The 13,656-nt window shown below is 71.6% G+C and carries 15 protein-coding genes; 6 read left to right on the forward strand and 9 right to left on the reverse strand.

From position 1 onward, the window contains the following. Positions 1-91: 91 nt before the first annotated feature. Positions 92-760 carry a cutinase family protein gene (locus ABZ193_RS41075; protein WP_354714155.1) on the reverse strand — a complete coding sequence of 223 codons (669 nt, stop codon included), beginning with the start codon at positions 758-760 and terminating at the stop codon, positions 92-94. Between the two features lie 99 nt (positions 761-859). On the opposite strand from ABZ193_RS41075, the gene ABZ193_RS41080 reads away from it, so the two are divergent. Then, positions 860-1,894, forward strand: coding sequence for a F420-dependent hydroxymycolic acid dehydrogenase (locus tag ABZ193_RS41080; protein WP_354714157.1), 1,035 nt, complete (start codon positions 860-862; stop codon positions 1,892-1,894). On the opposite strand, the gene ABZ193_RS41085 is transcribed toward ABZ193_RS41080, so the two are convergent. Further along, positions 1,891-3,552 carry an AMP-binding protein gene (locus ABZ193_RS41085; protein ID WP_354714159.1) on the reverse strand — a complete coding sequence of 554 codons (1,662 nt, stop codon included), beginning with the start codon at positions 3,550-3,552 and terminating at the stop codon, positions 1,891-1,893. The two genes, ABZ193_RS41080 and ABZ193_RS41085, sit on opposite strands and share 4 nt — an antisense overlap. Before the next feature lie 97 nt (positions 3,553-3,649). Between ABZ193_RS41085 and ABZ193_RS41090 the strand changes: the two genes are divergently transcribed. Both ABZ193_RS41090 and ABZ193_RS41095 read left to right on the forward strand, forming a co-directional pair. Further along, on the forward strand, positions 3,650-4,819 hold the full coding sequence (locus ABZ193_RS41090; protein ID WP_020420991.1) for an acyl-CoA dehydrogenase family protein: 1,170 nt from the start codon (positions 3,650-3,652) through the stop codon (positions 4,817-4,819). A gap of 219 nt (positions 4,820-5,038) precedes the next feature. Continuing rightward, entirely contained in the window at positions 5,039-5,467 is a 429-nt protein-coding gene (locus ABZ193_RS41095) for a DoxX family protein (RefSeq protein ID WP_020420990.1), read from the forward strand. Here ABZ193_RS41095 and ABZ193_RS41100 read toward each other — a convergent pair. The 6 genes from ABZ193_RS41100 to ABZ193_RS41125 form a co-directional block, all read right to left on the reverse strand. After that, a complete protein-coding gene (locus ABZ193_RS41100; protein ID WP_017986868.1) occupies positions 5,464-6,162 on the reverse strand; it encodes a TIGR03089 family protein in 699 nt (232 codons plus the stop codon). The genes ABZ193_RS41095 and ABZ193_RS41100 overlap by 4 nt on opposite strands. A 32-nt stretch (positions 6,163-6,194) precedes the next feature. Then, the gene (locus ABZ193_RS41105) at positions 6,195-6,518 is read right to left on the reverse strand and encodes a hypothetical protein (protein ID WP_354714162.1); all 324 of its coding nucleotides are present in this window, start codon (positions 6,516-6,518) and stop codon (positions 6,195-6,197) included. A gap of 2 nt (positions 6,519-6,520) precedes the next feature. Then, complete coding sequence (locus ABZ193_RS41110) at positions 6,521-7,030, reverse strand: SigE family RNA polymerase sigma factor (protein WP_354714164.1); 510 nt, start codon at positions 7,028-7,030, stop codon at positions 6,521-6,523. After that, positions 7,031-7,423, reverse strand: coding sequence for a hypothetical protein (locus ABZ193_RS41115; protein WP_354714166.1), 393 nt, complete (start codon positions 7,421-7,423; stop codon positions 7,031-7,033). Positions 7,424-7,515: 92 nt separating this feature from the next. Further along, positions 7,516-8,730 carry an LCP family protein gene (locus ABZ193_RS41120; RefSeq protein ID WP_020420985.1) on the reverse strand — a complete coding sequence of 405 codons (1,215 nt, stop codon included), beginning with the start codon at positions 8,728-8,730 and terminating at the stop codon, positions 7,516-7,518. Between the two features lie 55 nt (positions 8,731-8,785). After that, on the reverse strand, positions 8,786-10,096 hold the full coding sequence (locus tag ABZ193_RS41125) for an LCP family protein (RefSeq protein WP_354714168.1): 1,311 nt from the start codon (positions 10,094-10,096) through the stop codon (positions 8,786-8,788). 107 nt (positions 10,097-10,203) lie between these two features. On the opposite strand from ABZ193_RS41125, the gene rfbB reads away from it, so the two are divergent. Then, complete coding sequence (gene rfbB / locus ABZ193_RS41130) at positions 10,204-11,196, forward strand: dTDP-glucose 4,6-dehydratase (protein WP_020420983.1); 993 nt, start codon at positions 10,204-10,206, stop codon at positions 11,194-11,196. A gap of 2 nt (positions 11,197-11,198) precedes the next feature. After that, complete coding sequence (rfbD, locus tag ABZ193_RS41135; protein ID WP_193354398.1) at positions 11,199-12,083, forward strand: dTDP-4-dehydrorhamnose reductase; 885 nt, start codon at positions 11,199-11,201, stop codon at positions 12,081-12,083. A gap of 7 nt (positions 12,084-12,090) precedes the next feature. Here rfbD and ABZ193_RS41140 read toward each other — a convergent pair whose 3' ends face one another. After that, the gene (locus tag ABZ193_RS41140) at positions 12,091-12,645 is read right to left on the reverse strand and encodes a TetR/AcrR family transcriptional regulator (protein WP_020420981.1); all 555 of its coding nucleotides are present in this window, start codon (positions 12,643-12,645) and stop codon (positions 12,091-12,093) included. A gap of 74 nt (positions 12,646-12,719) precedes the next feature. Between ABZ193_RS41140 and ABZ193_RS41145 the strand changes: the two genes are divergently transcribed. Next, a complete protein-coding gene (locus ABZ193_RS41145; protein ID WP_354714170.1) occupies positions 12,720-13,460 on the forward strand; it encodes an SDR family oxidoreductase in 741 nt (246 codons plus the stop codon). The last annotated feature ends 196 nt before the right edge of the window (positions 13,461-13,656 follow it).

The raw sequence follows: 13,656 nt of genomic DNA on the forward strand, positions 1-13,656 counted from the left end.
GTCAGAAGGGTGTTCAGGTCGGTCCTCACAAACTGATCTTGAACACCCTTCACCCATCTCCACACACCACCCAGGGTTAGGACTTACTCATCTAGCTCGCGTTGTACTGCTTCGCGATGAAGGCCGCCGCCTGGTCGACGCTGCCGTCCCGGGCGTAGCTCAGGTGACCGTAGCCCGGTCCGGTGCCCGTGCCGCCGCAGACGTTGTCGCCGCGGTTGCAGAACTCCAGTGACTTCGGGCCGTAGGTCGGGCTGGCCGTCTTGATCGTCTGCCCGTACAGGCCGAGCGGGTTGCCGAACGCGATCACCGCGACCACCCGCGGCGCCAGCTCGCTGGGGATGGTCTGCCCGGTGCCGAGGTAGGTCCGGATGCCGATCGCGATGTCGGTGACGCTCGCGCCCTGCGAGTAGCCGCCGATCGCGAACTTGGTGTCCGGGCACGCGGCCGCGGTGGACTTGATGTGGTTGCTCATGTCGGTGGCGCCGGGGCCGGCGCTGGTCTGGTCGTAGCTCGCGGCGTAGTCGACCGCGTAGGACGACACCGACGCCGAGGACAGCGCCGACTTCACGTCGGACACCAGCGGCGTGCCGGTGATGCCGAGGCCGGGCGCCTCGCCGCTGCCGCGGGCGAAGACGATCTCCAGGTCGGAGCACGCGGCCGCGCTGGTGGCGGCGGACGCGGTGCCGACCGTCGCGGTGCCGGCCAGCCCGACGACGGCGCAGGCGAGCAGGGTCAGTTTGCGAAGTCTGTTGTGGACCATTCACCGAGTGTCCCGCCATCGTGTTGGCAGGGCATCGGTGAAATCACCAGTGTCGGTGAACTCCCGGTCGGTCCGGTTTCCGGCGGGTACCCGGCGATCATGGAGTTCTCGCGCCGCACGCTGGGCATGTTCGCCGCATCCGCCGGGTTCGTCCGGGTCGAGCCGCCCGCGGCGCGAGCACCCGTCGGGCTGGTGCTGTCGCACGAGCAGTTTCCGACGGCCCGGCTGCTGGACTTCGCGCGGCAGGCGGAGGCGGCGGGTTTCGCGTTCGTCTGGGCCAGCGACCACCTGCAGCCGTGGCAGGACAACCAGGGGCACTCGATGTTCCCGTGGCTCACGCTCGCCCTGGTCGGCGAGCGCACGCGGCGCGTCACGTTCGGCTCCGGCGTGACCTGCCCGAGCTACCGGCACCACCCCACCGAGGTCGCGCAAGCGTTTGCCTCCCTCGAACTGCTGGCGCCGGGACGGACGTTCCTCGGGCTGGGCACCGGCGAGGCGGTCAACGAGCAGGCGGGCACCGGCCAGTACGGCCGCTACGCCGAGCGGCACGACCGGCTGGTCGAGGCGATCACGCTGATCCGGCGGTTGTGGACGGGGGAGCGGGTCACCTTCCGCGGCCGGTTCTTCTCGACCGACCAGCTCAAGCTGTACGACCTGCCGTCGAAACCGCCGCCGGTGTACGTGGCCGCGCAGGGCCCGAAGAGCGCGCGGCTGGCCGGCCAGTACGGCGACGGCTGGATCACCCAGGCCGGGGCCTCCCTCGACCCGGCGCTGCGGGACGCGTTCGCGGCCGGCGCGCGGGCGGCGGGGAAGAACCCGGACACGATGCCGAAGTGGGCGGAGCTGTTCGCGGTGGTCGGCGACCAGCGCGAGATCGACCTGGCCGCGCAGCGGTGGCGGTTCACGGTCAACCCGGCCGACCTGCCCAACCCGGAGGCGATCCAGGAGGCCGCCCAGGCGACGCCGCTGGCGGAGGTGGCAGGCCGCTGGGCGGTGGGCACCGATCCGGCGGTGCACGTCGCCGCGGTGCGGAAGCTGCTCGACGCGGGCGTGACGCCGTTCCTGCACTTCCCGCAGGAGGACCCGGGCGTGGCGATCGAGTTCTACCGCGCCCGGGTCCTGCCTGTGCTCTAGAGCTGCTGCCGCAACTCGCGCTTGAGGATCTTGCCCGCCGCCGACACCGGAATCTCCTCGACGAACCGCAGCTCGCGGATCCGCTTGTAGGGCAGGACGTTGTCGTTGACCGCGGACAGGATCTCCGCCTCGGTCACGTTCTCCGCCGCCCGCACGACGAAGGCCACCGGCAGCTCGCCGACGTCGTCCTGCTTGCGCCCGACGACGGCCGCCGCCGCGACGCCGGGGTGCGCGATGAGCAGCTCCTCCAGCTCGCGCGGGTATACGTTGTACCCCTTGTACAGCAGCATGTCCTTCTTGCGGTCCACAATGGACAGGTAGCCGTCCTTGTCCAGCACGCCGATGTCGCCGGTGTGCAGCCAGCCGTCCACCAGCACGGCGGCGGTCTCGTCGGGCCGGTTGTGGTAGCCCGCCATCACCTGCGGCCCGCGGATGCACACCTCGCCCTGCTCGCCCTCGGGCACCGGGTCCTCGCCGCCCTCCAGCGGCACGATCTTGACCTCGGTGTCGAACACCGGCACGCCCACCGACCCCTGCTTGCGCAGGCCGGACCGGAACGCCGGGTTGATCGTGGCGCCCATGGTGACCTCGGTGAGGCCGTAGCCCTCGCTGATCACCGCGTCCGGGAACCGCGCGGCCAGCGCCTTCAGCATCTCGTGCGGCAGCGGCGCGGCGCCGGAGCTGATGCCCCGCACGCTCGACAGGTCGCGCGTGGCCAGGTCCGGGCTGGCCAGCAGGGCCGCGAACAGGGCGGGCGCGCCGCCGATCGAGGTGACCCGCAGGCGTTCGGCGTCGGCGAGGTAGGCGACCGGGTCGAAGCGGTCGTGCAGCGTGGTCGACCCGCCGCTCATCACCGGAACGTTGAGCCCGCCGATCGTGCCCATCGCGTGGAACCACGGCGTGAGGTTGATGCCCGAGCCGGTGCCCAGCCGGGTCGGCCACTCGTCCGGGCTGCCGATCTGGTCGAGGGTGAGGTCGCCGTCGTCGTCCAGCGCGGGCAGCGAGCCGGTGCCCCAGCAGGCGTACTGCAGCGTGTTGACCACGACGTTGCGGTGCGGCAGCCGCACGCCCTTCGACCGGCCGGTGGTGCCGCCGGTGTAGGAGAGGTGCGCGAGGTGGGTCCGGGTGTCGATGTCCAGCTCGGGGCGGGTGTCCGGCTGGTCGGCGAGGAACGCCTGGAACTCCACCTGGTCGTCGGCGAGGTCGTCCGGCGCGACGACCACGACCAGCTCGACGGCGGTCTGTGCGCGCACCGCGGTGAGCACCGGGGCGACCTTGCCGAGCGTGACCACGGCGACGGCGCCGGAGTCGGCGAGCTGGTGGGCGAGGTCCGCGGGCGGCAGCAGCGGGTTCGCCGGGGTGAAGGTCGCGCCGGCGAGCAGGATCCCGTAGTAGGCGATCGGGTAGGGGAGGCAATTGGGCAGGTGGATGGCGACGGTCGCGCCCGGCTCGATGCCCCGGGCCCGGAGCGCGTTGGCGAACCGGCACGCGGCGCCGTAGGTCTGGGCGTAGGTGAGGGAGCGGTCGTGGTGGGTGAACGCGGTTCGGTCGCCGTAGCGCTTCGCGGCGCCGGCCAGGATCGATCCGGCGGGGACGTTGGGGTACTCCAGCGATCTCGGGAAGTGGGGCGGCCATGACCCAGCAGCAGTGATCGGCATCACCCCACCATAGAGCGAAGGTGCGGCCCAGAACACAATTCCGGCTGGTGAACGACTACTAACATGGACGGCGGACTTCTTACCCGTGCGAGGAAAGGTGACGAAGGTGTCGGAGACCCCGGGCCTCTACCAGCTGGCCGAGGAGCACGAGGAGCTGCGTGCTGCCGTGCGTGCGCTGGCGGAGAAGGAGATCGCACCTTACGCCGCCGAGGTGGACGAACAGGAGCGGTACCCGGTCGAGGCTCTGCGGGCGCTGAACGCCTCGGGCTTCAACGCGGTGCACATCCCCGACGAGTACGAGGGGCAGGGCGCGGACGCGATCGCGGCGTGCATCGTGATCGAGGAGGTCGCGCGGGTCGACGCGTCGGCGTCGCTGATCCCGGCGGTGAACAAGCTGGGGACGCAGCCGATCATCCTGTCGGCGTCGGACGAGCTGAAGAAGCTGGTGCTGCCGGAGATCGCGGCCGGCGCGACGGCCTCGTACGGGCTGTCGGAGCGGGAGGCCGGTTCGGACACCGCGTCGATGCGCACGCGGGCCCGGCTGGACGGTGACCACTGGGTGCTGAACGGGACGAAGGCGTGGATCACCAACGCCGGCGAGTCGACGTGGTACACGGTGATGGCGGTGACCGACCCGGACGCGCCGAAGAAGTCGAACGGGATTTCGGCGTTCGTGGTGCACAAGGACGACCCGGGCTTCTCGGTCGGCCCGAAGGAGCGCAAGCTCGGCATCAAGGGTTCGCCGACGCGGGAGATCTACTTCGAGAACTGCACGATCCCGGCGGACCGGATCATCGGCGAGCCGGGCACCGGGCTGAAGACGGCGCTGCGCACGCTGGACCACACCCGCCCGACGATCGGGGCGCAGGCGCTGGGCATCGCGCAGGGCGCTCTGGACGCGGCGGTCGCGTACGTGAAGGAGCGCAAGCAGTTCGGCAAGGCGATCGGTGAGTTCCAGGGCGTGCAGTTCATGCTGGCGGACATGGGCACGAAGATCGAGGCCGCCCGCCACCTGGTGTACGCCTCCGCGGCGGCCACCGAGCGGGGCGACGCGCGTGCCGGTTTCATGGCCTCGGCGGCGAAGTCCTACGCGTCCGACGTGGCGATGTCGGTGACCACGGACGCGGTGCAGCTCTTCGGCGGTGCCGGCTACACCCGCGACTTCCCGGTGGAACGCATGATGCGCGACGCGAAGATCACGCAGATCTACGAGGGCACGAACCAGATCCAGCGCATGGTGATGGCGCGGGCTCTGTTGAAGGGCTGATTCCCGGGGTTTTTGGCGCGGCGTCCGGGCGTTGGCTCGGGCGCCGCGTTTTTTTTTGTGGCCTTTTCGTGGTGCTGGGAGCGCCTCGGCCGGCTTGTCGCGCCATGTGCGCCTGCTCACGCGTTCATGTCCAGAATGTGGGTTTTTCACAAGTTGCTCACCTGCGTCCGGTACCGTCGACCCTGCTAGTTGAAACTTCAACCAGAACGGGGAGCTGCGATGTACGACCGGGTCAAGGACGTGACCTTGTTGATCGGCCGGGTGGCGGTGGGTGTGGTCTTCCTCGCGCACGGCCTGCAGAAGTGGGACACCGGCCTGGACGGGGTCACGAACATGATGAGCGGCATCGGCGTGCCGCTGCCCACCCTGTCCGCGCTCTTCCTCATCGTCATCGAGACCGTCGGCGCGGTCGCGTTCATCCTCGGCGCCGCGCTGCCCGTGCTGGGGGTGCTGTTCGCGGTGGACATGGTCGGCGCGATCTTCTGGGTGCACCTCGACGCGGGCCTGACCGGCCAGGGCGGCTACGAACTCGTGCTCGTCCTCGGCGCGGCCGCCCTCGCGCTCGGGTTCAACGGCGGGCGCCTCTCGCTCGACCACCTGCTCGTCGGACGGCGCCGGGCCCGCAAGGCCGAACTGCAGACCGCCTAGGCGAGCAGGTCGACCGTCGTCCGCTCGGCGGCCCTGCGGTCGTCCAGCTTCGACGCGTCCGGATTGGAGATTTGCACCAGGTGGGCGCCCGCTGACAACGGGGTCAGCAGGCCGCCCAGCACACCCTCCGGCACGCTCCACTCCACAGTGGACAGCACGCGCGCGCCGGAACCCAGTGCGCCTGCCCGGGAACGCGCCTCCGCCAGCACCTCGTCCACAGTGGACCCGGCGAGCGCCGGGGTGTCACCGGCGATCGGGATCATCGGGCTGAAGTCGTCGCCGTACGCGCGCGCCTCGTTGAGGTAGTCCAGCGCGCCCGGCACCGGCGCGGTCAGCCCGCGGCCCATCGGGTCCAGCGCCACCACCGCCGTCGACTCGGCCCCCGCGCCCGAACCGCCCGGCGCCACGAACGCCACCCGCGCCCCGGCCGGCGACGCGACCACCTCCGCGCCGCACCACCACGCGCCCAGCAGCACGCCCGCCGTCTGCCAGTGCGCGGGCAGCACCACGGCCACCGGGTCGCCCGGCTCCACGTCGAACTCCTCGACCAGCCAGTTCGCCGTCTTCGCCGCCCAGTTCGCGGTGGTCGCCACCGACAGTTCGACCCGGGTGCCCGCCGCGTCGTCGTAGTGGGTGATCAGCGGCTTCCCCGGCTGCGCGAGCAGGGGGCGGAACAACGCGTCGGTCAGGCTCACGCCGCCGATTCTGCCTCCCGGACCGCCCCCGATCACGGCCGGGTGGTCGCGCGAGGTGAAGCGTCCGGTGACGGCGTGGTCGGGTGCGTGACGGCCGGGGGCGGCACGGTGCTCGGCGTGACGGCCGGCACCGCCGGGTCCGCGGGCCGGACCGGTTCGCCGGGTCCGGTGCCGTAGGCCGCGACCACCACGCCCACCACGATCGCGGCGCTGCCCACGGCGCTCGCCACGATCGCGGCTGCGCGTCTGCGGGCGCGGATCCGCGACCCCCGGCTGATCACGTCGCCGGCGTCGAAGATCACCGGCGGTCCGTCACCGACCTCGCGGAACAGGGCCCGGATGTCGTCGTCGCGCATGTTCACCTCCCCTCCATGGGAAACGCCGGCAGGTGCTGCCGGAGGGTGGCCAGCCCACGGGCGGCCTGGCTCTTCACCGTGCCCGCGGAGCAGCGCAGCGTCCGGGCGGTCTCGTCGACCGAGAGGTCGTTGAAGTAGCGCAGGACCAGCACCGCGCGCTGCCTCGGCGGGACCGCCGCAAGCGCGTCGGCCAGGACGACGCTCTGCTCCACGTCGGGCTCGGGCGACAGCGGTTCCGGCGGGGCGTCCGTCAGGTGCTCACGCCGGAACCGGACGCGCCGGTTCTCCGCGAGGAAGGTGCGCACCACGACGCGCCGGGCGTAGGCGTCCAGCGCGTCGTGGTGGGACAGCCGCGGCCAGGCGAGGTACAGCTTGAGCAGCGCGGCCTGCGCCAGGTCCTCCGCCCGGTGCCAGTCGCGGCACAGCAGGTAGGCGGTGGTGCGCAGGGCACGGACGCTGCGTGCGAAGTACGCGCTGAACTCGCCGTCCCACGGTGCGGACGAGCGGCTCACCTACGGCGCGGCCGTCGGGACCACCGTGGGGGCCGGCTTGGCCGTGTGCCGCGGCGGGCCGCCCGGGGTCGTGGGCTGCTCGGTCACCGGGGCCGGCTGGGCGGTGGGCTGCTCGGTCACCGGGGCCGGCCTCGTCGTGGGCGGGACGGGCGCGGCGGTGGGCCGCTCGGTCCCCGGAGCGGCCGTCGGCAGGTCCCCTGGCGTGGTCGGCGCCGGCGGCGCCGGTTCCGGCGTGCCCGGCTTGGTCGTGAGCTGCGTGGTCCCGGCGGCAGGCGACGGACTGGCCGGAACGGGCTGCGGCGTGTCGGCGGTGGCCGCGGCCACCGCCAGTGAACCACCCAGCAGTGCCGCGCCTGCGGCGATGGCGCCGGCCACCACGGTTCGGATGCGCATGAGTCTCCTAGGCAGGCGACGCCACCCCGGTGGCGGCGTCTCTGCCCTCACTCATGCGGTCTGCGGTCCGTTCGGTTGCACCGATCCGGTGATCAGTTCACACACGTCACGCCGGCCGGCACCGCCTGCACCGCGGCCGCGCCCGATGACGCCCCGCCGCCCGATCCGGCGCTCCGCCCGGCCAGGCCCGCGAAGAACTGCCGCACCGCGACCGGGTCGACCTCCACGATGCTCTGCTCGCCGTCCGGGCTGCGGCCGTCGATCCTGACCACCGGGATGGTCGTGAACGTGACGTCCCCGGACGCCAGGCCCTTGGCCTTGTCCGCGAACTGCAGCAGGTCGAAGTCCGGGTCGAGCACCAGCGACCGGTGCAGCGCGTCGGTCAGCTCGCCGAGCGTGCCGGGGTTCGCCAGCACCCCGGCCGACAGCACCTTGTGCAGCGCCGAGGACAGGAACGCCTGCTGCCGCACGATCCGGTCCAGGTCCCCGCGCGGCAGGTTCTTCCGCTGCCGCACGAACGACAACGCCTCGCCGCCGGACACGGTCTGCACCCCGGCCCGGAAGTCGGCGCCGGAGTCCTTGTCCTCGGTCGCGTGGTTCAGGCACACCTCGACGCCGCCGAGGGCCTCGGTGATCAGGTAGAACCCGAGCAGGTTGACCTCCGCGTAGTGGTCGACCCGCACCTGGGTGAAGTCCTGCACGGCCTGCACCAGCGCCTGCCGCCCGGCCTGGTCGGAGTCGCGCTCGACCCCGGCCGCGTCGCGCCTGCCCGAGCGCCGCAGCTCGTCGGCCTTCGCCTGCTTCGCGACGCCGTACACCGAGTTGATCTTGCCCTGGCCGCCGCGCGGCACGTCGATCCAGGTGTCCCGCGGGATCGACACCGCGTACGGCTTCGCGCCGTTCTTCGGGAGCCGCACGATGATGACCGTGTCGGTGTTGACGCCGCTGGTCTGCTCGGTGCGCAGCGTCTTGAGCACCTGCAGCGGCAGCGCGTTGCCCTGCATGTCCGTCCGGGCGTCCGCGCCGACCAGCAGGATGTCGTCCGCGCCGTCGTCCGCGGGCGGCGCCGGCTTGTCGTCCGGCAGGTCGAGGGCGTCCGTGGTGTGCACGTTGCCCTGCACCTCGTGGTAGGTCGCCCACGCGTACCCGGTCGCCGCCAGCGCGAACACCGACACGAGCGCGATCAGCGTCTTCCCGGTGGCCCGGAACGGGTGGCGACGGCGGCGCGGCGCCTGCTCGGCTCGCGGCTCGTCGGCCGGGGCCGTCGACCGCGGGAACGGCGTCGGTTTCGGCTCGTCGTCGTCCATCCCCGTGGTCTCCCCCCTCATCAGCCCCTGGGGACCAGGTTAAGGCACCGGGACGTCAGTTCACACAGGGCACGTCGCCCGCCGTGATGGGCGGCGGCGCGGGGGAGGACGAGGTCAGGGCCGGTGAGCTGGGCGGCGGCGCCGCGGACGAGCTCGCCCGGCGGCTCGAGGTGGGCGGCTTGCTGGACGCCGACGACGTGGGCGCGACCGAGGAGGACGTCCGCTCGCTGCCGTCGGACGTGAGCTGGTCGACGAACGCGTGCACGGCCTGCGGGTCGACGCGCACGACGTCCGCGCCGCCGATGACCGCGTTGCCGACCACCGGGATGGTGCGGAACTCGATGTTGCCGCCGTTGAGCCCGCGCATCTGGGCCGCGAACTCCGGCAGGTCCCAGTTGTCCGACAGCACGACGGACTTCTTCACGGCCGTGATCACGTCGGAGAGCTTGCCGGGGTTGGCCAGCACGTCGCGGGAGAGCATCTTGCGGGCCAGCCCGGACAGGAAAGCCTGCTGCCGCCCGATGCGGTCCAGGTCGCCGCCCGGCAGGTCGTAGCGCTGCCGCACGAACGCCAGCGCCTGCACGCCTTCCACGGTCTGCCGCCCGGCGGGCAGGTCGACGCCGGACTTGCGCTCCCGCACGGGCGCCTTCAGGCACACCTCGACGCCGCCGAGGGCCTTCGTCACCTCGTAGAAGCTCGCGAGGTTCACCTCGGCGTAGCGGTCGATCATGCCCGGCTTGCCGATGAACGTCTCCAGCGTGGCGATCAGGTTCTTGCGGCCGGCGACCTTGGCCTGCTCGTCGGCTGACTTCAGGTCGGCGCCCTGCTGCTGGAGCTCCTTGAACCGATCGTTGTAGGCGTAGACGAACGCGCCGTTGAGCTTGTGCTTGCCGAACCCGCCCGCCAGCTCGACCCACGAGTCGCGCGGGAACGAGATCGCCACCGCGCGGCGCCCGTCCTGCGGGATGTGCACGAGGATCATGGTGTCGGTCTGCTTCTCGCCGTCGGACTCGCCGGCGTGCAGCATGTCCAGCACCTCGCGCGGCAGCGGGTTGCCCTGCGCGTCGGTGCGGCTGTCCATGCCGACCAGCAGGATGTCCACCGCGCCGTCGAGCGGGACCGCGTGCAGCTCCTCGTCGTCGAAGACCTGGGTGGTGGACAGGCCCGAGTTCGGGTCGCCGATGAACTGCCAGCCGTACCAGGTGACGGTGAGCACCGCGACCGACACGAGCGCGACCACGAGTTTGCCGCCCCGGCGCGCGACGATCGCGATACGGTTGCGCCGCCGTCTGGGAGACGGGATGGGCCGCGCGGGCCACGTGACCTCGTCCGCGGCGTCCAGGCGGGTGGTAAGCCCGTCGGTCACACTCGCTCCCTCCCAGCCCCCGACCCGAGTGAATGCGTCCAGATTACTGTTCGGGTGAGTGAAGCGGTCGTGGGCTGGTCCGTGACGATCTTGAGGAGGAGAAGGCGATGCGGGTCCTGGTGACCGGGGGCGCGGGTTTCATCGGCTCGCACTACGTCCGGCAGGTGCTCTCCGGCGCGTACCCGGCGCTGGCCGACGCCGAGGTGGTGGTGCTCGACAAGCTCACCTACGCGGGCAACGAAGCGAACCTCGCGCCGGTCGCGGATTCGCCGCGGCTGCGGTTCGTGCGCGGCGACATCACCGATGCGCAGGTCGTCGCCGAGGTCATGCAAGGCGTCGGCCTGGTCGTCCACTTCGCCGCCGAGTCGCATGTGGACCGCTCCATCCTCGGCTCCGCCGACTTCGTGCTGACCAACGTGCTGGGCACGCAGACCCTGTTGCAGGCCGCGCTGGACGCCGGGGTGGACAAGTTCGTGCACGTCTCGACGGACGAGGTGTACGGCTCGATCGAGAGCGGATCGTGGTCGGAAGACCACGTGCTGGAGCCGAATTCGCCGTACTCGGCGTCGAAGGCGTCCTCCGATCTCATCGCGCGGTCCTACTTCCGGACGCACGGGCTGCCCGTGTGCGTGACCCGGTGTTCGAACAACTACGGGCCGTACCAGTTCCCGGAGAAGGTCATCCCGCTTTTCGTTACCAACTTGTTGGACGGCCACACGGTCCCGCTGTACGGCGACGGGCTGAACGTCCGTGACTGGTTGCACGTGGACGATCACTGCGCGGGCATCCAGCTGGTGGCCGAGGGCGGCCGTCCGGGGGAGATCTACAACATCGGCGGTGGCACCGAGTTGACCAACCGTGAGCTGACCGAGCGACTGCTGGCCGCGGTCGGGGTCGGCTGGGAGCGAGTCGAGCAGGTCGCCGACCGCAAGGGCCACGACCGGCGGTACTCCGTGGACATCACCAAGATCAGCACCGAGCTCGGATACGCGCCGAAGGTTTCCTTCGACGCGGGTCTGGCGGATACGGTGCGCTGGTACGCCGACAATCGGGCGTGGTGGGAGCCGTTGAAGCGGCGCGCCGCGCTGGTGGGGAAGTGACGATGCTCAGTGTGCTGGTGCCCGGTGGAACGGGGCAGCTCGGCTGCGCCCTGTCCGCGCTCGCCTCGTCCGACGTGCGCGTGGTCGCGCCGTCCTCGGCCGAACTGGACGTGACGAGCGCCGGTTCGGTGATCGCCGCGGTGAACGCGCTCGCCGCCGAGGCGGCGGAAGCCGGGCGCAGCCCGCTGGTGATCAACGCGGCGGCCTACACGGCGGTCGACGCCGCGGAGACCGACGAGCAGCGGGCGTTCCGGATCAACGCGGACGGCGCCCGGGTGCTCGCCGCGGCCTGTTCGTCCCGGCGCGTGCCGCTGATCCACGTGTCCACCGACTACGTCTTCCCCGGCGACTCGTCCCGGCCCTACGAGCCGGAGGACCCGCTGGGCCCGCGCAGCGCGTACGGCCGGACCAAGGCGGCCGGTGAGGACGCCGTGCTCGGTTCGGGGGCGCGGGCCTGGGTGGTGCGCACGGCGTGGGTGTACGGCGCGGGCGGGGCGAACTTCGTGGAAACCATGCGCCGCCTGGAAGGTGAGCGCGACACCGTGTCCGTTGTGGACGACCAGCGTGGGTCGCCGACCTCGTCCGCCGATCTGGCCGCGGGCTTGCTGGACCTGGGCCGGGCGGTGGTGAGCGGGCGTGCGCCCCAGCGGCGGGTGCTGCACTGCACGAACTCCGGGGAGACCACCTGGTACGGCTTCGCGCGGGCGGTCTTCGAGGAACTCGGCGCCGATCCGGAGCGGGTGAAGCCCTGCACGACGGCGGAATTCCCCCGGCCCGCGCCGCGGCCGCCGTACTCCGTGCTGTCCAACGAGGCGTGGCGGCAGGCGGGGCTCACACCGCTGCGCCCGTGGCGCGAGGCGCTGCACGACTACCTCGCCGGGAAGTAGCCGGCCGTCAGCGCGGACGCAGACCGTCGACGATCACCGCGACGATCTTGTGCGCCCGCGCGTCCCACTCCGCCTCCGGCACCCGCGACAGGGCGCCCAGCAGGAGGATGACGTCCGCGGCGTCGACCTCCGCACGCACCTCGCCTGCGGCCTTGCCGCGGTCTAGCACCGTGCCGAGCGCGTCGTCGAGCCGGTGGTGCTGGTCCGCGTAGAGGTCCTGCCACGCCGACGCCTCGATCGCCGCCATCACGCCGCGCTTGACCCGCGCGTACTCGATCAGCCGCTGCATCCAGAGCGTCAGCGCTTCGAGCGGGGCGTGCTCGGCCAGCAGCGGCGCCACGGCGTCCACGAGCTGGGTCAGCTCGTGCCGGTACACCTCGGCCAGCAGGTGCTCGCGGGTCGGGAAGTGCCGGTAGAGGGTGCCCTGGCCGACGCCGGCGGCCTTGGCGACCGCGTGCAGTTTCAGCTCGCCGCTCTCGGAACCGCTCAGTTCGGCCCGCGCGGCCTGGACGATGCGGTCGCGGTTGGCGACCGCGTCCGACCTGCGCTCACGGCTTCCCACGGGACTACCTCCTCAAGCGGACAACTGTCCGGTACAGTTAAACGGACAGTTGTCAGCTTAGTGGGAGTTGTGCGATGAGCGGAGTGGACGGCAAGGTCGTCGCCATCACCGGTGCCAGCAGCGGTATCGGAGCGGCGACGGCCATCGAATTGGCGGACCGCGGGGCGTCGGTCGTGCTGGGAGCGCGGCGGGGCGAGCGGCTCGCATCGCTGGTGGAGCGGATCCGGGACGCCGGCGGTCGGGCGGAGATGCTGGAGGTCGACGTCACCAGGCGGGGCGACCTCGCGGAGCTGGTGGGGCTGGCCGTGGACCGGTTCGGGCGGCTCGACGTGCTGGTGAGCAACGCCGGGATCGCCAGCCTGGCCCCGGTGGCCGACCTGGAGGTGGACGCCTGGGACGCGATGATCGACGTCAACGTGCGGGGCGTCCTGTACGGGATCGCCGCCGCGATGCCGGTCTTCCGCGCTCAGGGGCGGGGGCACTTCGTCACCACGGTGTCGACGTCGGGGCTGAAGATCGTGCCGACACAGGCGGTGTACGCGGGCACCAAGAACGCGGTGCGCACGGTGCTGGAGGCGTTGCGGCAGGAGTCGACCGACGGAGTGGTGCGGACGACCGCGATTTCACCGGGGTACGTGCGGACGGAGCTCGTCGACAACGTCGCCGATCCGGACCAGCGGGAGGCTGCGCGGCAGGCCATGGCCGAGCTGGGGATCGACCCTGAGGCCGTGGCGCGGGCGGTCGCGTTCGCGATCGAGCAGCCGGAGGACGTGGAGATCGGGGAGTTGGTCGTTCGGCCTGCGCGGCAGGGGTGATGGTTGGGCCGGATGGCGCCTTTAAAGATCAAGGGATGTCCTCGCCGGACGGGCAGGCTCCGGGATGACCAGGGGTTGGGTGCCTCGTCTTGCCTTGGCGAGGTGGTCGCCGGGTGGTCATCCCGTCGCCTTCCGGTTTGTGCATATCACCTTGAGCCAGGGCCGCAAGGTTGGCATGTTCGGCTGCCGGTTGGCG

The sequence above is a fragment of the Amycolatopsis sp. NPDC006125 genome (assembly GCF_040614195.1).
GTDB classification, from domain to species: Bacteria; Actinomycetota; Actinomycetes; order Mycobacteriales; family Pseudonocardiaceae; genus Amycolatopsis_E; species Amycolatopsis_E tucumanensis.